The organism is Enterobacter cloacae complex sp. IR53030 (genome assembly GCF_049238365.1).
Taxonomy (GTDB): Bacteria; Pseudomonadota; Gammaproteobacteria; order Enterobacterales; family Enterobacteriaceae; genus Enterobacter; species Enterobacter kobei.
In genome coordinates this window covers 21310-42715 of the sequence record NZ_JBMKHA010000021.1, presented here as the reverse complement: position 1 = coordinate 42715, position 21406 = coordinate 21310, and the positions used below count along the sequence as shown (strand labels likewise).

The following is a 21406-nucleotide window of genomic DNA, read 5'->3' as shown; positions in this document are numbered from 1 at the left end:
CGAACGAATCGTTCGTCTTGAAAAACAGTTCTGTTGCGTTCATTATAATGGATACACGTTCGATATGGCTAAAATTGTATGAAGCATCATCTCTCCTGCCTGAAAGGCGACACGATAAAAGCAATCATCCTGGTTTGCCTCGCGGTCGGCGTGGTCGGGATGTCTTACGGCTCACTGGCGATGGCCTACGGTTTCCCGCTTTGGGTGCCGTTTGTTCTCTCGCTCACCGTCCTCGCGGGCGCATCGGAATTTATGTTTATCGGCATTGTGGCCAGCGGCGGTAACCCTCTGGCGGCGGCGGCAGCCGGTTTGCTGGTCAACGCACGCCATGTGCCATTTGGCGTGACGGTGCGTGAACTGGTAGGCAAGCGCGGCCTGAGCCTGTTGGGCTGCCACATCATGAATGACGAAAGCGTGGTGTTTGGCCTGTCGCAAAAAACGCCCGAGCAGCGTAAGGCGGCGTACTGGTTATGTGGTTTAGGCGTGGCAATTATCTGGCCGGTGGGCGCCTTGCTGGGCGCCATGGTCGGTAAGCTGCTCCCGGCCCCGGAAACCATCGGGCTGGATGCGGTCTTTCCGGCCATTCTGCTGGCGTTAGTGGTTCCCGCATTTAAAAACCGTACCACGTTAATCCGCGCCTGTAGCGGTGCCGTGCTATCCCTGGCTGCCGTACCGTTTGCCCCGGTGGGATTACCGGTGCTGCTCTCTTTACTCGGTCTCGCTGCGAGGAAGAAATAATGGGAAATATGACGATTTTTATTCTCGGCATCGCCATTTTGTCTGCGGGAACCTATTTGATGCGTCTCGGCGGAGCAAAACTCGGCAACCGACTGGCACTCTCTGAACGATCTCAGGCGCTGCTGTCAGATGCGGCAACGGTGTTGCTGTTTTCTGTGGCGCTGGCGACCACATTTTATGAAGGGGAACATTTCGCCGGGATGGCGCGCGTGCTGGGCGTGGCGTTTGCGGTATTTCTGGCGTGGCGAAAAATGCCATTGATTGTGGTGATCATCGCGGCGGCAGTAGTGACGGCGCTACTGCGCGTGGCGGGCATAAACTAAAAAAGCGCCCCGGGGGCGCTCTTTCGACGGTGTGACTGGCTTATTTATTCAGTTCAGCAGTCATGTGTACGCGGTTACCCGTGAATGCCTGGGTAATTTTGTAGGATGATGCACCCGCTTCCTGAGCCTGCGCCGCGATTTTAGCTTCTGCCCCGTCAATGGTAGAGGCGGTTGCGGTCACAGTCTGTGCAGCGAAAGAACCGAAAGAAGCAGCCAGAGCGATTACAGCGACAAAAGTTTTGATGCTTTTCATGATATAAACCCTTTCGTTAAGTTGTTTTGGTAAGGCACTGCGCCTTGATGAGATAAATACTAGACCTCATCGCGAACAACTAAAAGCGGAAGGATTTGCTATTATCATTCAAAATTACTGAATTCAAAAAAAACGTTATGCATTGCGCTGATATCTGTTTCCTGATGTCCTGAACGTCAGCCTTTTTCAGGGAGAAAAACGCCAATGCAAAGCAGAAAACAACCCTCATTCCTCATCAGACATAGTACTGCCGTCCATTTTATCGCTTATGCGGGCGCCATTTTTGTCATAACGCCCTTTAACAGTAAAGCGATGCCCGTCTTCGTCTGGATGGCCATGCTGATAGCCTGCGCTATCATCATTTCCTCACGCATAAAACCCCTCACGCTGTTGCAGCTGTCCCAAATGGAATGGGGTGAATACAAAAAAATAGCGGGCTCGACGCTGATGTCTTCTCTGCTGTTTTTAACATCGTGCGTGGCATTTAAATATTTCGCCGGAAATGGCCTGGAGCTACCCGTCACGCTCGCGATCGGGACGGTGGGATGTATCTACTATTCCATCACCCTCTATCTGGACGCCGTGGATGATGACAGAAAGAAAATTGCGAAAAAGGCTTTCACCCTTACACGTGGTGTATGGCTGTTAATTTCCTTCATCTGCTACATACTGGCGCGAAAGGTCTTTATGGACGTCACGGATGTCACCTACGAGGCGACTTTCAATAAAATTACGTCGTTTGGGTTCTTTTTAATCTTCTGCACCTTATTCTTTTCCATGGTATTTCTGCTATTCACGATGGCGCTTCCCTTGTTGCAGAATTCATCGGTCCAGTTTAACGTCATGGCGATTTCTGCCCCCCTTTTCTGCGCTGGCTATATCTTCTTTATTGCCTATAACGTCAATACCAGCCGGGTGCTTGAATACGTCCTCAATGTGACAATCGATTACGACACTCGGGATACGTTTTACTGTAACAATGAATATCGAATTCTCAACGACTATCCCAATGCGCGCTTTATGATGGTAGGTGAAGGTAATTATCGTGTGTTTACGCCAAAAAAGCGGGATTACGGGATCTGGCGTCTGACCTGTAAAAACGTCGCGCCTTTTTATTCCCTGGTAGAGGTTCAGGATAGAAAAGATATTGTTAAAAAAGAGAAAAAATAAAAAAGCGCCCCGGGGGCGCTCTTTCGACGGTGTGACTGGCTTATTTATTCAGTTCAGCAGTCATGTGTACGCGGTTACCCGTGAATGCCTGGGTAATTTTGTAGGATGATGCACCCGCTTCCTGAGCCTGTGCCGCGATTTTAGCTTCTGCACCGTCGATGGTAGAGGCGGTTGCGGTCACAGTCTGTGCAGCGAAAGAACCGAAAGAAGCAGCCAGAGCGATTACAGCGACAAAAGTTTTGATGCTTTTCATGATATAAACCCTTTCGTTAAGTTGTTTTAGTAAGGCACCGTGCCTTGATGAGATAAATACTAGACCTCATCCCGAACAACTAAAAGCGGAAGGTTTTGCCTGAAACATTCAAAATTATTGATCAACTATTAATCGCTGCGGATGGGTATAGATTGTTGCCCTTCCCGGCTTGCAGAACCCGACCAGCGTCAGGTTGCAGCGCTCCGCCACTTCCACCGCCAGCGTTGTGGCCGCCGATACCGCAAACAGGATTTCCACACCGCACATTGCGGACTTTTGCACCATCTCATAACTTGCACGGCTGGAAACAAGCGCCGCGCCCTGTTGCCAGACCTCGCTTTCTCGCGCCCGGCGTCCCAGCAGCTTATCCAGCGCGACATGGCGGCCCACGTCTTCATGCCCTCCGGCAATATCGCCCGACGGCAACACCCACGCCGCCGCATGCGTACAACCGCTCAACTGGCCGATGGGCTGTACGTCGTTGAGATGTTCAAGCGCATGATCAAGGTGTGCCAGATTGAAGGTCTGGGTAAACGGCAGCGGCGCAACGGGCTTGCCGATATCATTGAGCTGCTCAACGCCACACACGCCGCAGCCGGTGCGTCCGGCCAGCGCGCGGCGGCGCTCTTTCAACCCCATAAAGCGACGGCTGGAGAGTTCGATTTGCACTTCAAGACCGTTACACGCCTTCACCACGTCCATCCCGTAGATCTCCTGCGGATGCGCAATAATGCCTTCCGAGAGAGAAAAGCCAATGGCGAACAGGTCGAGATCTTTCGGCGAAGCCATCATCACCACATGCGAAATACCGTTGTAAACAAGCGCAACAGGCACTTCTTCCGCCAGCAAATCGGGCGTGGCGTGGGTAATGTGGGGCGGTCTGCGTACCGACAGTTCCACAATGCCTGCAGGCAGTGGCGACGAGTGGGTAGCACGGTTTTGTTTAGACACAGCGGTATTCCTGAACAACCACGGAGGTGAGCCTGCTATTGCAGCATAAACAACAGGCCTTACGCATAGTATGGATCAACTTTTCGACAATCATTCTCCTACTCATTTAGAAGGGGTGCAACCCGGCCAGCGCTACACCACTTTAACATGCAGAAGCAATAGCGTGATCTGTATCACACTTTATAATCAACATGGTGATAATACGTTCACTTTGTATTAACGCCATTAGAACAGGTGTACCGACATTGTGGTATTCTGATGATATCCCTCGGAGAAATGAGGGATTAACGCAAATTTTTTCCTTTGCGGTCATTCTTCAACCGCGAAGTCAAAACTACATATGTAAGCAATGTCGAAACAAGGAGTGACCCATGCAGGTCAGCAGAAGGCAGTTCTTTAAGATCTGCGCTGGCGGTATGGCAGGCACAACGGCAGCAGCACTGGGCTTCGCGCCCGGCGTCGCGCTGGCGGAAACGCGGCAGTATAAACTGCTGCGCACCCGTGAAACCCGTAATACCTGTACGTACTGCTCTGTCGGTTGCGGGCTGTTAATGTATAGCCTCGGCGACGGTGCTAAAAACGCCAAAGCGTCTATTTTCCATATCGAAGGTGACCCGGATCACCCGGTCAACCGCGGCGCGCTGTGTCCGAAAGGGGCCGGTCTGGTGGACTTTATCCACTCTGAAAGCCGCCTGAAGTTCCCTGAATATCGTGCGCCTGGCTCCGACAAATGGCAGCAAATCAGCTGGGAAGAGGCGTTTGACCGCATCGCTAAACATATTAAAGAAGACCGTGATGCGAACTTCATTGAGAAGAACGCCGACGGCGTGACGGTCAACCGCTGGCTCTCCACCGGGATGCTGTGTGCTTCAGCGTCCAGTAATGAAACCGGCTATTTAACCCAGAAATTTACGCGCGCACTCGGTATGCTCGCGGTCGACAACCAGGCGCGTGTCTGACACGGACCAACGGTAGCAAGTCTTGCTCCAACATTTGGTCGCGGTGCGATGACCAACCACTGGGTCGACATCAAGAACGCCAACCTTATTGTGGTGATGGGCGGTAACGCCGCTGAAGCGCACCCTGTCGGGTTCCGCTGGGCGATGGAAGCCAAAATCCACAACGGTGCGAAACTGATTGTGATCGATCCCCGCTTCACGCGTACAGCGTCAGTGGCGGATTTCTACACCCCTATTCGTTCAGGTACTGACATCACTTTCCTGTCAGGCGTATTGCTGTACCTGATGACCAACGAAAAATACAACCGCGAATACACCGAAGCCTATACCAACGCCAGCCTGATCGTGCGTGAGGATTACCACTTCGAAGATGGCCTGTTCAGCGGTTACGACGCCGAAAAACGCAAGTACGACAAAACCAGCTGGAACTACGAGCTGGATGAGAAAGGCTTTGCGAAACGCGATACCACCCTGCAACACCCGCGCTGCGTGTGGAACCTGCTGAAAGAGCACGTCTCCCGCTACACGCCGGAGGTGGTCGAAAACATCTGTGGTACGCCGAAGGTGGACTTCCTGAAGGTCTGCGAGCTGATTGCCGAAACCAGCGCGAAAGATAAAACCGCGTCGTTCCTCTACGCCCTCGGCTGGACGCAACACTCCATCGGTGCGCAGAACATCCGTACCATGGCGATGGTTCAGCTCCTGCTCGGCAACATGGGCATGGCAGGCGGCGGCGTGAACGCCCTGCGCGGTCACTCCAACATTCAGGGTCTGACCGACCTCGGCCTGCTGTCTCAAAGCCTGACAGGTTATATGAACCTGCCAAGCGAGAAACAAACCGACCTGCAAACCTACCTGACGGCCAGCACGCCAAAACCGCTGCTCGAAGGCCAGGTGAACTACTGGGGCAACTATCCGAAGTTCTTCGTCTCGCTGATGAAAGCCTTCTACGGCGACAAGGCGACGGCGGAAAACAGCTGGGGCTTTGACTGGCTGCCGAAGTGGGACAAAGGCTACGACGTGCTTCAGTACTTCGAGATGATGCATCAGGGCCAGGTCAACGGCTATATCTGCCAGGGCTTTAACCCGGTGGCCTCGTTCCCGAACAAGAACAAGGTTGTTGAGTCCCTGTCGAAACTGAAGTTCCTGGTGACGATTGACCCGCTCAATACTGAAACCTCGACCTTCTGGCAGAACCACGGCGAATCGAACGACGTCGATCCGTCGAAGATTCAGACCGAAGTGTTCCGTCTGCCATCCACCTGCTTCGCGGAAGAGAACGGGTCTATTGTCAACTCCGGCCGCTGGCTGCAGTGGCACTGGAAAGGTGCGGACGCCCCGGGCATCGCCATGAACGACGGCGAGATCCTGGCCGGTATTTTCTTACGCCTGCGTAAGATGTACGCGGCTGAAGGTGGCGCGAACCCGGAACCGGTGTTGAACATGACCTGGAACTACTCGACGCCTGAAAATCCTGCGCCGGAAGAAGTGGCGATGGAGAGCAACGGTAAGGCGCTGGCGGATGTTATCGACCCGACCACCGGCACCGTGCTGGCGAAGAAAGGCGATCAGCTCAGTACCTTCGCCCATCTGCGCGATGACGGTACAACGTCAAGCGGTTGTTGGATCTTCGCTGGTAGCTGGACGCCGAAAGGCAACCAGATGGCCAACCGCGACAACGCCGACCCGTCGGGCCTTGGCAATACGCTGGGCTGGGCGTGGGCGTGGCCGCTTAACCGTCGCATCCTCTATAACCGTGCCTCCGCAGACCCGCAGGGCAACCCGTGGGATCCGAAGCGTCAGCTTCTGAAGTGGGACGGCGCGAAATGGGGCGGCGTGGATATTCCGGACTACAGCACTGCCGCACCAGGCAGCGATGTCGGACCGTTTATCATGCAGCCTGAAGGGATGGGACGTCTGTTTGCCATTGATAAGATGGCAGAAGGGCCGTTCCCGGAACACTACGAGCCGTTTGAGACGCCGCTGGGCACTAACCCGCTGCACCCGAACGTGGTCTCTAACCCGGCAGCGCGTATCTTCAAGGGCGACTTTGAAGCGCTGGGTAAAAAAGACAAGTTCCCGTACGTGGGCACCACCTATCGTCTGACCGAGCACTTCCACTACTGGACCAAGCACGCGCTGCTTAACGCCATCGCGCAGCCGGAGCAGTTTGTGGAGATCGGCGAGAAGCTGGCGAACAAGCTCGGCATCGCCCATGGCGATACCGTGAAGGTCTCCTCTAACCGCGGCTACATTAAAGCCAAGGCGGTGGTGACCAAGCGTATTCGCACGCTGAACGTTCATGGTCAGCAGGTGGATACCATCGGTATCCCAATTCACTGGGGTTATGAGGGCGTGGCGAAGAAAGGGTTCATTGCGAATACCCTGACGCCGTTCGTCGGTGATGCGAACACGCAGACGCCGGAGTTTAAGGCCTTCCTCGTGAACGTGGAAAAGGTGTAACGGAGACGACTTATGGCTTATCAATCTCAAGACATTATCCGTCGTTCCGCGACTAACGGTTTCACGCCCGCGCCTCAGGCGCGGGACCACCAGCAGGAAGTGGCGAAACTTATCGACGTGACCACCTGTATCGGCTGTAAAGCCTGTCAGGTGGCCTGCTCTGAGTGGAACGATCTGCGTGACGAAGTGGGTCACAACGTTGGGGTGTACGACAACCCTGCGGACCTGACCGCCAAGTCCTGGACGGTGATGCGTTTCTCGGAAGTGGAGCAGAACGACAAACTGGAATGGCTTATCCGCAAAGATGGCTGTATGCACTGCGCGGATCCGGGCTGCCTGAAGGCATGTCCGTCAGAAGGGGCTATCATTCAGTATGCCAACGGCATCGTCGACTTCCAGTCCGAGCAGTGCATCGGCTGCGGCTACTGCATTGCGGGCTGTCCGTTCGACGTACCGCGCCTGAACCCGGAAGACAACCGCGTCTACAAATGCACGCTGTGCGTTGACCGCGTCAATGTCGGCCAGGAGCCCGCGTGCGTGAAGACCTGCCCAACCGGCGCTATCCACTTTGGCTCTAAAGAGGATATGAAAACGCTGGCGGCAGAGCGCGTGGGCGAGCTGAAAACCCGTGGTTACGACAATGCGGGCCTGTACGATCCGGCCGGTGTTGGTGGTACGCATGTGATGTATGTGCTGCACCATGCCGACAAGCCGAATCTGTATCACGGCCTGCCGGAGAACCCGGAAATCAGCGCCACCGTGAAGTTCTGGAAAGGCATCTGGAAACCGCTGGCCGCGGTAGGTTTTGCTGCCACCTTCGCAGCGAGCATCTTCCACTACGTCGGCGTCGGTCCGAACCGTGCGGAAGAGGAAGACGACAACCTGCATGAAGAGAAAGACGAGGTGCGCAAATGAGAAAACGTGACACCATCGTGCGCTACACCGCGCCGGAACGCATCAACCACTGGGTCACCGCCTTCTGCTTCATGCTGGCGGCGATAAGCGGGCTGGGGTTCTTCTTCCCCTCCTTCAACTGGCTGATGCAGATCATGGGGACACCACAACTGGCGCGTATACTGCACCCGTTTGTTGGCGTCATCATGTTCGCGTCGTTCATCATCATGTTTTTCCGCTACTGGCACCATAACCTAATCAATCGGGATGATATCTTTTGGGCGAAGAATATTCGTAAGATCGTCGTCAACGAGGAAGTAGGTGATACCGGGCGTTATAACTTCGGTCAGAAATGCGTATTCTGGGCGGCGATTATCTTTCTGGTCCTGTTGCTGGTCAGCGGCGTGATCATCTGGCGTCCGTATTTTGCGCCTGCTTTCTCAATCCCGGTGATCCGATTCGCGCTGATGCTGCATTCATTTGCCGCAGTGGCGCTAATTGTGGTTATCATGGTGCATATTTACGCCGCCCTCTGGGTGAAAGGCACCATTACCGCGATGGTGGAAGGCTGGGTAACCAGTACGTGGGCGAAGAAACATCACCCGCGCTGGTACCGTGAAGTCCGCCAGAAACAGGAAAAGTCATCTGAATGAGTATTCGCATAATCCCACAAGATGAGCTGGGGTCGAGCGAGAAACGTACGGCGGAGTATATTCCGCCGTTGTTATTCCCCAGACTCAAGAACCTCTACAACCGCCGCGCAGAGCGTCTGCGCGAGCTGGCAGAGAACAACCCGCTGGGCGATTTTCTGCGTTTTGCTGCGCTTGTCGCCCACGCGCAGGAAGTGGTGCTGTACGACCACCCACTGCAAATGGACCTGACTGCGCGCATCAAAGAAGCCAATGAGCAGGGCAAGCCGCCGCTGGATATTCACGTCCTGCCGCGCGACAAGCACTGGCACAAACTGCTGCATTCGCTGATTGCCGAGCTGAAGCCCGAAATGAGCGGTACTGCGCTGGCGGTCATTGAGAACCTGGAAAAAGCGTCCGAACAGGAGTTGGAAGAGATGGCGAGTGCGCTGTTTGCTTCCGACTTCTCGCTGGTCAGCAGTGATAAAGCGCCGTTTATCTGGGCGGCACTGTCGCTCTACTGGGCGCAGATGGCAAGCCTGATCCCCGGCAAAGCCCGCGCCGAGTACGGCGAAGCGCGCCAGTTCTGCCCGGTGTGCGGTTCCATGCCGGTCTCCAGCATGGTACAGATTGGCACCACCCAGGGGCTGCGCTACCTGCACTGCAACCTGTGCGAAACCGAATGGCACGTCGTGCGCGTGAAGTGCAGCAACTGCGAGCAGACCCGCGATCTCAACTACTGGTCGCTGGAAAATGAAGAAGCGGCAGTGAAAGCTGAAAGCTGCGGCGACTGTGGGACCTACCTGAAGATTCTGTATCAGGAAAAAGACCCGAAAGTCGAAGCGGTAGCCGACGATCTCGCCTCGCTGATTCTGGACGCCAAAATGGAGCAGGAGGGCTTCGCCCGCAGCTCAATCAACCCGTTCCTGTTCCCGGGTGAAGGGGAGTAATCTCCACCAAAGCCCGGTGAACCTCTGTGCAACCGGGCTATTTACTGCGATAGCGCAGGGATGACATGTTGAGGGTCGTTAGCAATGGCGCGCAAGAGCGCTTTGGCCGGGCCTGTGGGTGAGCGTCTGCCTTGTTCCCAGTTACGCAACGTATCAACACTGACTGAGATTAAGTTCGCGAATTTACTCTGCGACAACCCGGACGCCTGCCGAATTTCTTTTATTTTCATCGCATCGATTTGAAACGTACGCGACGGCTCGCGTTGGCCCTCGGCAATTTCGTTCATTTGCGCAATGCTTTGGGTTAATCGCTCAAACAGCGCCTTATCCATTTACCACCTCTCTATCATCTTTTTCAGAATGGCTTTCTCCTTCGCGGACAGGTCATCTTTGATCCCTTTGCGATAAATGAGCAGCAACCTAATTTCAAACTCACGCGTACGATGAAAATAAATAACCCTTACTCCACCACGCTTTCCCTTGCTTCCAGAAAACCAGCGAATCTTTCGCAGGCCCCCCGTATTCTGAATCAGATCGCCATAATTAGGTTGCGTTACCAGGAAAACCTGAAGCTTATGGTATTCGTCGTCATCCAGTAACGTTTTGACGTCTTCTGTGAAAATATCCGTTTCAATGAATAGCATAAATTATACGCCATTGGCTTAGAGTAACACATCTCCTATGTACGTCAATGACGTACTCCCATATGAGCTACGTTCTTGATATTCGAGCAACTAATCCATTTATTTCATTGAGTGTATAAGGATTTTGCGAGCCTTTTTCCAAATCTCTGGTTTAACCCAATTTCTTTGTTTTCATCTGCTGTAAACCAGGCTATAAACTGTATAAACACACAGTAAAAGGACGTAACCATGGCTCTGGAGAAGGGTATTGATAAGCTGGTACAGGAGTTTATTGCCGCAGGACGACCTTCCTCGCGAAAGCAGAGTATTGATGACCGGAGAAGCGGATATGTCGCCAGCACAGCGCTGGCCGGGGAAAAAGAAACTCGTGTCCAGGTTGAAACGCTTGTTCTTGAGGATTTGACCTTTCGGGTATTTTCGCCTGTCAATGCCCCTGAAACGTTACCTTGTGCCCTCTACTATCATGGTGGGTGTTTTGTCAGCGGTGGGTTTGAAACCCATGATAATCAGCTTCGCCAACTGGCGTTTTACGGTAACTGTCGGGTCATTGCGGTTCAGTACAGACTCGCACCCGAGCATCTCTTCCCCGCCGCACACGACGATGCAGAAAGGGCGGCTGATCTTATCTGGCACAATGCCGAAAAATTAGGCGTAGATAAAAACCGGGTCACCCTTTGCGGAGACAGTGCAGGCGCACATCTGGCGCTGGTGACGTCGCTAAGACTCAAAACGAAAGGTGTCTGGCAAGCTGCACAGCTGATTCTTATCTACCCTATGCTCGACGCTACGGCCAGTTTTGAAAGTTATATTCTCAATGGTGCAGATTATGTCATCACCCGAGATACCTTGCTTAGCGGGTATGAGATGTATCTCGCAGACACTGACCGTCAGCATCCCGAAGCCAGCCCATTGTGGCGGGATGATTTTCACGGTCTTCCCCCTGTGCACATCATTACCGCAGAGCACGATCCGCTGTGTGATGAAGGAGAAATGTTGTATCAGCACCTTACAGAGCAAGGAGTGGAGTGTACCGCTCAACGCTGGCTGGGTGTCATCCATGGCTTCTTCCAGCTTGGTGGTATTAGCCAGTCAGCGCGAGACGTAATGCGGGATATCGCCGGGCGGATTAGGCACGTCCGGGAAGAGTAAACAGGCGATCACTCCTCTTCATTTCCCCCCTCTTCATACGCGCCATACGGCTTCGCAGGGAGAACGATGTAAGTTCCTTCAAACACCGCGCCCGGGGTGTCATCGCCAAACAGCTCAACCTGCATCTGCACGCGCGCTTTGCGGCCACGCGCCAGACGATCAAGGTCGCCGCCCAGTGCGCCAAGATCAGCCACCGCGCTCGGTTTACCGCTGATCGGCGCGCTGTAACGGATATGGGCATCGGCCAGAATGATGGTGCCGCCAAGATGGCGCTCGCGCAGCATCAGCCAGATCAGCCCCCAGCCGGTGAGCGTTGCCAGAGAAAACAGGCTGCCAGCAAACAGGGTGTGGTGAGGGTTCTGGTTGCCGATTTCCGGCATGGTGGTAATGAATTTTTGCCCGGTGTACTGCTGAATGCGCACCCCCATCTTTTCACTCAGAGGGATATGTTCATACCAGGCTTGCTGTAACTGACCGCACCAGTCTGCGCGATGCAGAATGTCGTCCAGAGTGGCAATGGGTTTGATCATCAAAAAATGACGAATCGGCGTGGTTTGCGGGGCGGTGATTTCCCCCTGATTCACAAAACCGAGTTTGGCAAAAAACTCCACGGCATCTTCGCGGGCGCTACAGGTGACGCGCTTAACGCCTTCCTGCCGGGCGACGGACTCCAGGGTCATTGCCATCAGCGTCCCCAGCCCTTTGTCCTGTACGGAAGGGTGAACCGCCATAAAGCGAATAGATGCTTCGTTATCGGCATTGATATACAGACGCCCGACGGCGACGAGATTGCCCTCCTCGTCCATCACCATCTGGTGATGGGCCATTGCGTCCCAGGCGTCGCGCTCAGAGCCTTTCGGTTGATGTAATGGCTTGCGCAGCATTTCCCAGCGGAACTGGTAATAGGCTTCTAACTCTTCTTCCGTTTGCGGTACTCGAAGGTGATACATAGCTGTACTCTCTCTTGTTACCCGCGGCCACGCCGCCAGTTGGCTCATACCTGGAGCCAGAATGTGACGGGGCCATCGTTCACCAGCGAAACCTGCATATCTGCAGCGAATCGTCCGGTTTGCGTATGCATTTCCTGCTGGCGACAACGCTCAACAAAGTATTCGTAAAGTGCTTCTGCACGATCGGGCGCGGCGCCTTTCGAGAAACTCGGGCGCATGCCGCGCTCGGTATCCGCTGCCAGCGTAAACTGAGACACCACCAGGACGCTGCCGCCCGCCTGCTGGACGTTCAGGTTCATCTTGCCTTCCGCATCGCTGAAAATGCGGTAACCCAGCACCCGCTCGCATAAGCGGTTAGCTTTTTGTTCGTCATCATCCTTTTCGACACCTAACAACACCAAAAGTCCTGGGCCAATTTCACCCGTCACCTCTCCCTCCACGGTGACGCTGGCACGGGTTACGCGCTGTATCAATGCAATCATGGTTGGTCTGCTTCTTGTTGTTTTTCAGCTGCTGCTACTTTTTTAAGTTCGCGGTATACGCCGAGAGTGACAGTTATTTCGGCACCAAGCAAGACGATACACCAGGTCCAGTAGACCCAGACAAACAAAATGGGGATCACCGCCAGCACGCCGTAAATCAGCTGATAGGACGGAAACATGGTGATGTAGAGAGCGAACCCTTTTTTACCCAGCTCAAAAAGCACGGCCGCCACCAGCGCCCCCACTACCGCATCGCGGTTTGGTACGCGCGTGGTCGGTACGACGCTATAGAGCAGCCAGAACGAGAGCCATGACAGGATCAGCGGAAAGATGCGAAGCACATTATCAATAACGCCGTTTAAATCACTCGCCCAGCGCAATGACAGAAGGTAAGAGCTGATGGCAAGGCTCGCCCCGGCCAGCAGCGGGCCGAGCGTGAGGATCATCCAGTACACGGCAAAAGAGTAGACTTTTGGCCGCGCTTTTTTACTCCGCCAGATGGTGTTCAGTGCGCTATCAATGGCATACATCAGCAGCAGCGCAGTGACAATCAGCCCGCACGCCCCCACCGCCGTCATCTTGTTGGAGTTGGCAACGAACTGCTCGATGTAGTTCTGGATAACATCCCCGGTGGCAGGAATGAAATTCGCAAACACGAAATGGCGAAGCTGCAGGCTGACGTCCGCAAACATCGGAAAGGCGGAAAATAGCGCAAAGATCACCGCCACCAGCGGCACTAATGAGAGCAACGACACGTACGCGAGGTTTCCCGCCAGCGTGGTCATGTTGTCCTCATCAATGCGGTGCCAGAGCAGTTTTAGCCAGGCTCTCAGCGGGCGCGTATGATGCGTGGCTTTTTGATGAACGGTTTTTAACATAACTGCTTCGCAAAGTAGTTGGGTATCGTCTCTTTTCCGGTCACCAGAATTGACGTGATACCTAACTGGTTAGCTCCCTCTATATTATCGGCATTGTCGTCGAAAAAGACGGCATCGGCGGCAGTGAAACCTTCTGCCTGCAAAACGGCCTGATATATCCGCGCTTCGGGCTTGCGCATACCCATCTCCTGCGAGAGAAAGATTTTATCTGCCGCTGCCTTAACTTCAGGGTATTCTTCAGGCCAGAACGTGGTGTGCAGGCGGTTAGTATTCGACAGGACAACCACACGGTGCCCCTGCTCGCGCAGTTTGTGCATGATGTCGATCACTTCCGGACGGATCGCGACAAATACCGCCTGCCAGCCGTGCGAAAACTGCTCATAGCTTAACGACAGCCCCATATCCTGGCAGAAACGCTCTGCGAATTCTTCGTCACTCATTTCACCGCGCTCATGCTGATGAAAGGTTTCGCCCATCGCGAAATTCTGCTTTAACGTCGCCAGCGGAACACGGCTAAAGTCGCTCCATGCGCCCAGCACACGATTAAAATCGATATCGACGATTACATTTCCTAAATCAAAGATATAAAGCATGTTTATCTCCTGCTCGCCGTGGAAAAATAACTGTAGCGGGAAAGAGAAGGTTTGGCTATGTGCGAGATTCAGCTTAAAGAAAGGAATGGCCCGAAGAGAGATATCGGGCCATAAAAAGGTCAGCCAGCCTGCTGTTCTTCTCCAGAACTGACTTCAACTACTTCCACTTTGCTGGATTTGAGGAGATTTTGCAGCGCCGAGCCGGGAAGCTCATCCGTGAATAGCGCCGTGGCCTGCGCCACGTTGCCAATTTCTACGGCGGCGGAAGCGATGTATTTCGTATGATCGGCTGCCAGTAAAATATGGCGCGAGTGAGCCATCATGGTTTTCACCACGCTGGCTTCATTGACGTCAAACTCCATCATCGCACCGTCGTGCTCAATCGCCCCTACGCTGGTCACGAGATAGTCCGCCCGGAAGCCGGATACAAACGCCGTCGCCGCCGGGCCGATAATGCCGCCGTTATGCGGGCGCAGCGTGCCGCCAGGGACCATCACTTCAAAGCGCGGGTTTTTATAGAGAATGTGCGCCACCCGCAGGCTGTTGGTGATAATGCGCAAATGGTTGTGATTGAGCAGCGCCCGGGCAACATGCTCCACCGTCGTCCCGATGGTGATAAAGATGGTCGATCCATCGGGAATGTAGTCCGCAATCGCTTCGGCAATCGCCCGCTTCTCTTCGGTGAGCGAAACTTCACGCTGCTCGAACGCCGTGTTCACCACGCTGGACGCCCTGCCCGCACCGCCATGATGACGCGTTATGAGTCCCTGCTCGCTGAGCTTACGGATATCCCGTCGTACCGTTTGTGTGGACACATCCAGCAGCTGCGCCAGTTCATCAATATTCATATAGCCGCGATCGGCAATCAGCGTCAGCAGCTGATCGTGACGCGGGTTGCCGGTCAGTTCGGTAAGACTCATGGGCTGTCCTCTGAAAACCATCACGCCCCGCATTTTATACAAAAAGTGACAAAAAAGAGCGGGTTTGATCACAGTCGGGTATACCCGCACGCCCGCCGGGCCTGGTGCATTTCAGGGCGGCGACGGCGCTGGCAAAACGCACGGCGTCAGCGGCGGACGCTTGCTGCGCCAGACTGACCGCCAGCGCACCGTGGAAAACGTCGCCCGCCCCCGTGGTATCAACCACCTCGACCTCAAAGCCAGGCTGATGACATAACCTGCCGCTTTCCAGCCAGAAGCAACCGTCTCGCCCCTGCGTAACGTACACATGTCCATTTGTGAGCATTTGTGCTTTTTTCAGCGCGTCTTCAGCTTCATCCAGCTGCGTTAAACGCCGCAGTCCCGGCGCGGAGAAGGCGGCATGATCGCTTAGGGCGATCAGTTCCGCGATGTCCTGCGGAGTGACATCCGCATCAAGTAAGGTGGGTACGCCCTGCTGGCGTGCACGGATAAACGCCTGTTTTGCCCCGTCATGCCAGCGCACGTCTGCTAATACGATATCCCATTGTGAGAAGTCGACGTCTTGCAGCCAGTCAGCCTCAGCGGGAAGATCGGGGCTGGGGTAGTTCGCAATCACGCGCTCCCCGCTGGCGTCCACCAGCACTGCGGATTGTGACGATCGGGCCCCTTTAAACACGCGCGTGTAGCGGGTATTCACCCCCAGGGATTCCAGCTCCGCGAGCAGGCGTCTTCCGGTCTCGTCGTCACCCACGCGGCCAATAAAGTCCACCTCAGCCCCCAGTTTCGCTGCCGCCACCGCCGCAGTTGCCGCCGGGCCACCGCCCACTTCCGTATAATCTTTTGCGACATATTTCCCACCTTCCCTTGGTAAATCATCGAGATACCAGATGCGATCCAGCACGGTAATGCCGACACAAACGATGCGAGTCATGGTGATTCCTTGTGCGATTTCTGATGCTGCCATTTTAATTTCATCAAATGTTTAAAAAGTGACCCCTGTCAATTTTTTGACTATAAATTACAAATACGATCAAAAACAGACAACACAAACGCGCAAAAATTGACACGATGTGACAGGAGAAAGGCATGTCAGCAATCGCATTTATCGGTTTAGGGCAGATGGGCGCGCCAATGGCGAAGAATCTGCTGAAACAAGGTCACCGGCTTCAGGTCTTTGATGTGAACCCGCAGGCCGTTCAGACGCTGGTGGAGAGCGGCGCACAGGCAGTGGCGACGCCAGCGCAGGCCGCTGCGGATGCCGAATTCGTCATTACCATGCTGCCCAACGGCGACCTGGTGCGCAGCGTACTGTTCGGTGAGCACGGCGTTTGCGAAGGGTTATCCCGCGACGCGCTGGTGATCGATATGTCCACCATTCATCCACTGCAAACTGACGCGCTGATCCGTGACATGGCGGAGCACGGCTTCAGCCTGATGGACGTCCCCGTCGGACGAACGTCTGACCATGCCATCGCCGGTACGTTACTTCTGCTGGCAGGCGGCACGGCGCAGCAGGTTGAGCGCGCCACGCCGGTATTAATGGCGATGGGCAATGAGCTGATCAACGCTGGCGGGCCGGGCATGGGTATCCGCGTGAAGCTTATCAATAATTACATGAGCATCGCCCTGAACGCGCTTTCAGCAGAGGCGGCCGTACTGTGCGAAGCGCTCGGCCTCTCCTTCGACGTGGCGCTCAAGGTCATGAGCGGCACGCCGGCAGGCAAAGGCCACTTCACGACCTCATGGCCGAACAAGGTGCTGAAAGGGGATCTTTCACCCGCCTTCATGATCGACCTTGCGCATAAAGATCTGGGGATCGCCCTGGACGTGGCCAACCAGCTCCACGTTCCCATGCCGCTCGGCGCGGCTTCCCGTGAAGTTTACAACCAGGCTCGCGCCGCCGGGCGCGGGCGCGAAGACTGGACGGCCATTCTTGAACAGGTTCGCGCATCTGCCGGGCTGAAAAAATCACACTGATACGAAAGGACTGAGGAATGACGATGTACACCCTGAAAGATATCACCCGACCTTCCGGCGGTTTTGCCATGCTGGCCGTGGACCAGCGAGAAGCGATGCGCCTGATGTTTGCTGCGGCAGGCGCGCCGGTGCCGGTAACCGACCAGCACCTCACGGATTTTAAGGTTAACGCGGCCAAAATCCTGTCGCCGTATGCCTCCGCTATTCTGGTTGACCAGCAGTTCTGCTATCGCCAGATCGTCGAGCAGCAGGCCGTCGCCAAAAGCTGCGCGATGATTGTGGCCGCCGACGAGTTTATACCGGGCAACGGTATTCCGGTCGATAGCGTGGTGATCGACAAAAACATCGACGCGCAGGCAGTAAAACGCGATGGCGGCAAGGCGCTGAAGCTGCTGGTGCTGTGGCGCAGCGATGAAGATCCGCAGCAACGTCTGGAGATGGTGAAGGCGTTCAATACGCTGTGCCATAGCAACGGACTGCTTAGCATTATCGAACCGGTGGTGCGTCCGCCGCGTCGCGGTGCCGCGTTCAACCGCGAGCAGGCGATTATCGACGCCGCCAGAGAGCTGGGCGATAGCGGTGCCGACCTCTACAAAGTGGAGATGCCGCTGTTCGGTAAAGGTACGCAGCAGGAACTGCTGGCCGCCTCGCAAAAGCTGAACGCGGAAATCAATATGCCGTGGGTGATCCTCTCTTCCGGCGTGGATGACAAGCTCTTCCCGCGCGCGGTGCAGGTTGCCATGCAGGCGGGGGCTTCAGGCTTTTTAGCCGGTCGCGCCGTGTGGTCCTCCGTGGTGGGGCTGCCGGATACTGAAATGATGCTGCGCGATGTCTCTGTGCCAAAACTGCAGCGTTTGGGTGAGATCGTCGACGAAATGATGGCTCGCCGCTAAGAAAGGACCCGAACATGAAATGGTTTAACACCCTGAGCCATAACCGCTGGCTCGAACAAGAGACCGACCGTATTTTCGATTTCGGTAAAAACGCCGCCGTGCCGACCGGCTTTGGCTGGCTGGGCAATAACGGCCAGGTGCGAAGCGATATGGGCACGCATCTGTGGATCACCGCCCGCATGCTGCACGTGTATGCGGTGGCCGCCAATATGGGCCGTCCCGGGGCGTATGCCCTGGTTGAGCACGGCATTAATGCCCTCAACGGCCCGCTGCGCGACAAACAGCACGGCGGCTGGTACGCCTGTGTGAACGATGAAGGCGTGATCGACGCCTCCAAGCAGGGCTATCAGCATTTCTTCGTGCTGCTGGGCGCGGCGAGCGCCGTGACCACCGGCCATCCGCAGGCGCGCAAACTGCTGGACGATGCGATTGAGGTGATCGAGCGCTATTTCTGGAGCGAGGAAGAACAAATGTGCCTCGAATCCTGGGACGAGGCCTTTAGCAAAACCGAGGATTATCGCGGCGGCAACGCCAACATGCATGCCGTTGAAGCGTTCCTGATCGTCTATGACGTCACGCACGACCGCAAGTGGCTCGACCGCGCCCTGCGCATCGCCTCGGTGATTATTCACGACGTGGCGCGCAAAGGTGAGTACCGCGTTAATGAGCATTTCGACACCGACTGGAACCCGATCCGCGATTACAACATCGACAATCCTGCCCACCGTTTCCGCGCCTACGGCGGCACCCCGGGCCACTGGATCGAGTGGGGCCGCCTGATGTTGCACCTGCGCGCCGCGCTGGAAGCCCGTTTTGAAACCCCGCCGGAGTGGCTGCTGGAAGATGCGAAAGGACTGTTCCATGCCACCATCCGCGACGCCTGGGCACCGGACGGGGCCGATGGTTTCGTCTACTCCGTAGGCTGGGATGGTAAGCCTATTGTCCGTGAACGCGTGCGCTGGCCTATCGTCGAGGCGATGGGCACGGCTTACGCACTCTACACCGTAACCGGCGAAGCACAGTATGAAGCCTGGTATCAGAAGTGGTGGGATTACTGCATTAAGTACCTGATGGATTACGAGAACGGTTCCTGGTGGCAGGAGCTGGATACCCATAACGAAGTGACAACCAAAGTCTGGGACGGCAAGCAGGATATTTACCATCTGCTGCACTGCCTGGTGATCCCACGTTTGCCGCTGGCACCGGGCTTAGCCCCGGCAACGGCCGCCGGTTTGCTGGACTGCCTGGCCAAATAATAAAAGACGGAGTTTTTATGCGTACCCTACACAATATTGACCTGAAAAATAACGAAAGGGGTTTCACCCTGCACTGGGAAAACCGCCTGATTTTGTCCCATACCGCGGATGCGCCCTGCCTGTGGATCGGTGCAGGCGTCGCCGATATTGAGATGTTTCGCGGCAATTTCAGCATCAAGGACAAACTGAACGAAAAGATCGCGCTGACGGACGCAACCGTCACGCAGCAAAGCGCGGGCTGGGCGATCCGCTTTACCCGTGGCGATGCGGTCAGCGCGACGCTGCTGGTGGGCGTGGATGGCGAAGGCCGCCTGGAGATGAAGCTTAAAAACAATGCCACCCGCCATAACCGCATCTGGCTGCGGCTGGCGGCTCAGCCAGAAGATCACATTTACGGCTGCGGCGAGCAGTTCTCTTATTTCGATCTGCGCGGCAAGCCGTTCCCGCTGTGGACCAGCGAACAAGGCGTGGGCCGTAACAAGCAAACCTACGTGACCTGGCAGGCCGACTGCAAAGAGAACGCAGGCGGCGATTACTACTGGACCTTCTTCCCACAGCCTACCTTCGTGAGCACCCAGAAGTACTACTGCCACGTGGACAACAGCTGCTACATGAATTTTGACTTCAGCGCGCCGGACTTCCACGAACTGGCGTTCTGGGAAGATACCGCCACGTTGCGCTTCGACTGTGCGGAAACCTACGTCGGTCTGCTGGAAAAACTCACCGGACTGCTGGGGCGTCAGCCTGAACTGCCGGACTGGGTTTACGACGGCGTGACGCTGGGTATTCAGGGCGGCACCGAGGTCTGTCAGCAGAAGCTCGACGTCATGCGCAAAGGGGGCGTGAAGGTGAACGGCATCTGGGCGCAGGACTGGTCCGGCATTCGCATGACCTCCTTCGGCAAACGCGTGATGTGGAACTGGAAGTGGAACAGCGAGCTTTACCCACAGCTTGACGAGCGTATTCCACAATGGAAACAGGAAGGCGTGCAGTTCCTCTCCTACATCAACCCGTACGTCGCCAGCGATAAAGATCTCTGCGAAGAAGCAGCGAAACGCGGCTATCTGACTAAAAATGCCGACGGCAAGGACTACCACGTCGAGTTTGGCGAGTTCTATGCGGGCGTCATCGACCTGACCAATCCTGAAGCCTACGACTGGTACAAAGAGGTCATCAAAAAGAACCTGATCGAACTGGGCTGCGGCGGCTGGATGGCCGATTTCGGGGAATATCTTCCGACTGACACGTTCCTGCACAACGGCGTTAGCGCAGAGATCATGCACAACGCGTGGCCAGCCCTGTGGGCCAAATGTAACTACGAGGCGCTGGAGGAGACCGGCAAACTTGGCGAGATCCTGTTCTTTATGCGCGCAGGCTACACCGGCAGCCAGAAGCACTCGGTGATGATGTGGGCGGGAGATCAGAACGTCGACTGGAGCCTGGACGACGGTCTGGCGTCCGTGGTGCCTGCGGCGCTGTCTCTGGCGATGACCGGGCACGGCCTGCACCACAGCGACATCGGCGGCTATACCACCCTGTTCGAGATGAAGCGCAGTAAAGAGTTGCTGCTGCGCTGGTGCGATTTTAACGCCTTCACGCCGATGATGCGCACCCACGAAGGTAACCGTCCTGGCGATAACTGGCAGTTCGACGGCGATGCGGAAACCATCGCGCACTTCGCGCGCATGACCACCGTTTTCACCACCCTGAAGCCGTATATCAAAGCCGCCGTCGCGCAGAACGCGAAAAGCGGCCTGCCGGTGATGCGCCCGCTGTTCCTGCACTACGAGGACGACGCACGCGCCTACACGCTGAAATACCAGTATCTGTTTGGCCGCGATCTGCTGGTGGCGCCCGTTCACGAAGAGGGGCGCACGGACTGGACGCTCTATCTGCCGCAGGACAACTGGGTGAATGCGTGGACCGGGGAATGCTGCCAGGGCGGTGACGTGACCGTTGATGCCCCACTCGGCAAGCCACCGGTCTTCTATCGCCAGCACAGTGAATGGGCAGATCTGTTTAGCACCTTACGTCATATCTGATAAGGCTCGCCCGCAGGGAAACCTGCGGGCAGACGGAGA

At 55.5% G+C, this 21406-nt stretch carries 23 protein-coding genes; 12 read left to right on the top strand and 11 right to left on the bottom strand.

The window, feature by feature from the left end:
* Positions 1-78: 78 nt before the first annotated feature.
* Positions 79-738 carry an AzlC family ABC transporter permease gene (locus ACOTXR_RS19275; RefSeq protein ID WP_014885731.1) on the top strand — a complete coding sequence of 220 codons (660 nt, stop codon included), beginning with the start codon at positions 79-81 and terminating at the stop codon, positions 736-738.
* Complete coding sequence (locus ACOTXR_RS19270; RefSeq protein ID WP_032635181.1) at positions 738-1061, top strand: AzlD domain-containing protein; 324 nt, start codon at positions 738-740, stop codon at positions 1059-1061. Before ACOTXR_RS19275 ends, ACOTXR_RS19270 begins: the two co-directional genes overlap by 1 nt.
* 40 nt (positions 1062-1101) lie before the next feature.
* Here ACOTXR_RS19270 and ACOTXR_RS19265 read toward each other — a convergent pair whose 3' ends face one another.
* Entirely contained in the window at positions 1102-1314 is a 213-nt protein-coding gene (locus tag ACOTXR_RS19265; RefSeq protein ID WP_014885733.1) for a DUF1471 domain-containing protein, read from the bottom strand.
* A gap of 204 nt (positions 1315-1518) precedes the next feature.
* Between ACOTXR_RS19265 and ACOTXR_RS19260 the strand changes: the two genes are divergently transcribed.
* Positions 1519-2484 (top strand): hypothetical protein, encoded by a 966-nt coding sequence (locus ACOTXR_RS19260; protein WP_226856251.1) that lies wholly within the window; start codon positions 1519-1521, stop codon positions 2482-2484.
* 40 nt (positions 2485-2524) lie between these two features.
* Here ACOTXR_RS19260 and ACOTXR_RS19255 read toward each other — a convergent pair whose 3' ends face one another.
* A complete protein-coding gene (locus tag ACOTXR_RS19255; protein WP_014885733.1) occupies positions 2525-2737 on the bottom strand; it encodes a DUF1471 domain-containing protein in 213 nt (70 codons plus the stop codon).
* Positions 2738-2851: 114 nt separating this feature from the next.
* Positions 2852-3688, bottom strand: a complete 837-nt coding sequence (fdhD, locus tag ACOTXR_RS19250; protein WP_014885735.1) for a formate dehydrogenase accessory sulfurtransferase FdhD — start codon at positions 3686-3688, stop codon at positions 2852-2854.
* A 371-nt stretch (positions 3689-4059) separates the two neighbouring features.
* Here fdhD and fdnG point away from each other — a divergent pair, with 371 nt between their 5' ends.
* The 4 genes from fdnG to fdhE are packed head-to-tail and all read left to right on the top strand — an operon-like array spanning position 4060 to position 9583.
* Positions 4060-7110 (top strand): formate dehydrogenase-N subunit alpha, encoded by a 3051-nt coding sequence (gene fdnG, locus ACOTXR_RS19245; RefSeq protein ID WP_139153099.1) that lies wholly within the window; start codon positions 4060-4062, stop codon positions 7108-7110.
* A gap of 12 nt (positions 7111-7122) precedes the next feature.
* Positions 7123-8025 carry a formate dehydrogenase subunit beta gene (gene fdxH, locus ACOTXR_RS19240; protein ID WP_014833793.1) on the top strand — a complete coding sequence of 301 codons (903 nt, stop codon included), beginning with the start codon at positions 7123-7125 and terminating at the stop codon, positions 8023-8025.
* Positions 8022-8657, top strand: coding sequence for a formate dehydrogenase cytochrome b556 subunit (gene fdoI, locus ACOTXR_RS19235; RefSeq protein ID WP_008501832.1), 636 nt, complete (start codon positions 8022-8024; stop codon positions 8655-8657). Before fdxH ends, fdoI begins: the two co-directional genes overlap by 4 nt.
* Complete coding sequence (fdhE, locus tag ACOTXR_RS19230) at positions 8654-9583, top strand: formate dehydrogenase accessory protein FdhE (RefSeq protein ID WP_014885738.1); 930 nt, start codon at positions 8654-8656, stop codon at positions 9581-9583. The genes fdoI and fdhE overlap by 4 nt, the downstream gene beginning before the upstream one ends.
* Before the next feature lie 41 nt (positions 9584-9624).
* Here fdhE and nadS read toward each other — a convergent pair whose 3' ends face one another.
* Together nadS and ACOTXR_RS19220 are read right to left on the bottom strand one after the other, a co-directional pair.
* Positions 9625-9915 (bottom strand): NadS family protein, encoded by a 291-nt coding sequence (gene nadS / locus ACOTXR_RS19225; protein ID WP_032635182.1) that lies wholly within the window; start codon positions 9913-9915, stop codon positions 9625-9627.
* A complete protein-coding gene (locus ACOTXR_RS19220; RefSeq protein WP_058690340.1) occupies positions 9916-10227 on the bottom strand; it encodes a hypothetical protein in 312 nt (103 codons plus the stop codon).
* 228 nt (positions 10228-10455) lie between these two features.
* Between ACOTXR_RS19220 and ACOTXR_RS19215 the strand changes: the two genes are divergently transcribed.
* The gene (locus ACOTXR_RS19215; RefSeq protein WP_058690339.1) at positions 10456-11376 is read left to right on the top strand and encodes an alpha/beta hydrolase; all 921 of its coding nucleotides are present in this window, start codon (positions 10456-10458) and stop codon (positions 11374-11376) included.
* Positions 11377-11384: 8 nt separating this feature from the next.
* On the opposite strand, the gene fabY is transcribed toward ACOTXR_RS19215, so the two are convergent.
* The 6 genes from fabY to ACOTXR_RS19185 all read right to left on the bottom strand — a co-directional run bounded on the left by fabY (position 11385) and on the right by ACOTXR_RS19185 (position 16130).
* Positions 11385-12326 (bottom strand): fatty acid biosynthesis protein FabY, encoded by a 942-nt coding sequence (fabY, locus tag ACOTXR_RS19210; RefSeq protein WP_023336483.1) that lies wholly within the window; start codon positions 12324-12326, stop codon positions 11385-11387.
* Positions 12327-12370: 44 nt separating this feature from the next.
* The gene (gene dtd / locus ACOTXR_RS19205; RefSeq protein ID WP_014885747.1) at positions 12371-12808 is read right to left on the bottom strand and encodes a D-aminoacyl-tRNA deacylase; all 438 of its coding nucleotides are present in this window, start codon (positions 12806-12808) and stop codon (positions 12371-12373) included.
* Positions 12805-13686 (bottom strand): virulence factor BrkB family protein, encoded by an 882-nt coding sequence (locus ACOTXR_RS19200; protein WP_047343713.1) that lies wholly within the window; start codon positions 13684-13686, stop codon positions 12805-12807. Before ACOTXR_RS19200 ends, dtd begins: the two co-directional genes overlap by 4 nt.
* Positions 13680-14279, bottom strand: a complete 600-nt coding sequence (gene yihX, locus ACOTXR_RS19195) for a glucose-1-phosphatase (RefSeq protein WP_200923749.1) — start codon at positions 14277-14279, stop codon at positions 13680-13682. Before yihX ends, ACOTXR_RS19200 begins: the two co-directional genes overlap by 7 nt.
* Before the next feature lie 119 nt (positions 14280-14398).
* The gene (locus ACOTXR_RS19190) at positions 14399-15199 is read right to left on the bottom strand and encodes a DeoR/GlpR family DNA-binding transcription regulator (protein ID WP_047343714.1); all 801 of its coding nucleotides are present in this window, start codon (positions 15197-15199) and stop codon (positions 14399-14401) included.
* Between the two features lie 34 nt (positions 15200-15233).
* Positions 15234-16130 carry a sugar kinase gene (locus ACOTXR_RS19185; protein WP_047343715.1) on the bottom strand — a complete coding sequence of 299 codons (897 nt, stop codon included), beginning with the start codon at positions 16128-16130 and terminating at the stop codon, positions 15234-15236.
* A gap of 155 nt (positions 16131-16285) precedes the next feature.
* Between ACOTXR_RS19185 and yihU the strand changes: the two genes are divergently transcribed.
* The 4 genes from yihU to ACOTXR_RS19165 are packed head-to-tail and all read left to right on the top strand — an operon-like array spanning position 16286 to position 21367.
* Positions 16286-17176 (top strand): sulfolactaldehyde 3-reductase, encoded by an 891-nt coding sequence (gene yihU, locus ACOTXR_RS19180; RefSeq protein WP_058690337.1) that lies wholly within the window; start codon positions 16286-16288, stop codon positions 17174-17176.
* A gap of 17 nt (positions 17177-17193) precedes the next feature.
* Complete coding sequence (gene yihT / locus ACOTXR_RS19175) at positions 17194-18069, top strand: sulfofructosephosphate aldolase (protein WP_014885753.1); 876 nt, start codon at positions 17194-17196, stop codon at positions 18067-18069.
* Positions 18070-18083: 14 nt separating this feature from the next.
* Positions 18084-19325, top strand: coding sequence for a sulfoquinovose isomerase (gene yihS / locus ACOTXR_RS19170; protein ID WP_014885754.1), 1242 nt, complete (start codon positions 18084-18086; stop codon positions 19323-19325).
* Positions 19326-19342: 17 nt separating this feature from the next.
* The gene (locus tag ACOTXR_RS19165; protein ID WP_058690335.1) at positions 19343-21367 is read left to right on the top strand and encodes an alpha-glucosidase; all 2025 of its coding nucleotides are present in this window, start codon (positions 19343-19345) and stop codon (positions 21365-21367) included.
* Positions 21368-21406: the final 39 nt, after the last annotated feature.

Bases quoted from the DNA above. Each gene is read 5' to 3' on its own strand.
- dtd (WP_014885747.1), bottom strand. From the start codon at position 12,808: ATGATTGCATTGATACAGCGCGTAACCCGTGCCAGCGTCACCGTGGAG.
- fdxH (WP_014833793.1), top strand. From the start codon at position 7,123: ATGGCTTATCAATCTCAAGACATTATCCGTCGTTCCGCGACTAACGGT.
- ACOTXR_RS19215 (WP_058690339.1), top strand. From the start codon at position 10,456: ATGGCTCTGGAGAAGGGTATTGATAAGCTGGTACAGGAGTTTATTGCC.
- yihU (WP_058690337.1), top strand. From the start codon at position 16,286: ATGTCAGCAATCGCATTTATCGGTTTAGGGCAGATGGGCGCGCCAATG.
- fdhE (WP_014885738.1), top strand. From the start codon at position 8,654: ATGAGTATTCGCATAATCCCACAAGATGAGCTGGGGTCGAGCGAGAAA.
- ACOTXR_RS19260 (WP_226856251.1), top strand. From the start codon at position 1,519: ATGCAAAGCAGAAAACAACCCTCATTCCTCATCAGACATAGTACTGCC.
- ACOTXR_RS19190 (WP_047343714.1), bottom strand. From the start codon at position 15,199: ATGAGTCTTACCGAACTGACCGGCAACCCGCGTCACGATCAGCTGCTG.
- fabY (WP_023336483.1), bottom strand. From the start codon at position 12,326: ATGTATCACCTTCGAGTACCGCAAACGGAAGAAGAGTTAGAAGCCTAT.
- ACOTXR_RS19200 (WP_047343713.1), bottom strand. From the start codon at position 13,686: ATGTTAAAAACCGTTCATCAAAAAGCCACGCATCATACGCGCCCGCTG.
- ACOTXR_RS19185 (WP_047343715.1), bottom strand. From the start codon at position 16,130: ATGACTCGCATCGTTTGTGTCGGCATTACCGTGCTGGATCGCATCTGG.
- fdoI (WP_008501832.1), top strand. From the start codon at position 8,022: ATGAGAAAACGTGACACCATCGTGCGCTACACCGCGCCGGAACGCATC.
- yihX (WP_200923749.1), bottom strand. From the start codon at position 14,279: ATGCTTTATATCTTTGATTTAGGAAATGTAATCGTCGATATCGATTTT.
- ACOTXR_RS19270 (WP_032635181.1), top strand. From the start codon at position 738: ATGGGAAATATGACGATTTTTATTCTCGGCATCGCCATTTTGTCTGCG.
- ACOTXR_RS19275 (WP_014885731.1), top strand. From the start codon at position 79: ATGAAGCATCATCTCTCCTGCCTGAAAGGCGACACGATAAAAGCAATC.
- ACOTXR_RS19165 (WP_058690335.1), top strand. From the start codon at position 19,343: ATGCGTACCCTACACAATATTGACCTGAAAAATAACGAAAGGGGTTTC.
- ACOTXR_RS19265 (WP_014885733.1), bottom strand. From the start codon at position 1,314: ATGAAAAGCATCAAAACTTTTGTCGCTGTAATCGCTCTGGCTGCTTCT.
- ACOTXR_RS19255 (WP_014885733.1), bottom strand. From the start codon at position 2,737: ATGAAAAGCATCAAAACTTTTGTCGCTGTAATCGCTCTGGCTGCTTCT.
- ACOTXR_RS19220 (WP_058690340.1), bottom strand. From the start codon at position 10,227: ATGCTATTCATTGAAACGGATATTTTCACAGAAGACGTCAAAACGTTA.
- yihT (WP_014885753.1), top strand. From the start codon at position 17,194: ATGACGATGTACACCCTGAAAGATATCACCCGACCTTCCGGCGGTTTT.
- nadS (WP_032635182.1), bottom strand. From the start codon at position 9,915: ATGGATAAGGCGCTGTTTGAGCGATTAACCCAAAGCATTGCGCAAATG.
- yihS (WP_014885754.1), top strand. From the start codon at position 18,084: ATGAAATGGTTTAACACCCTGAGCCATAACCGCTGGCTCGAACAAGAG.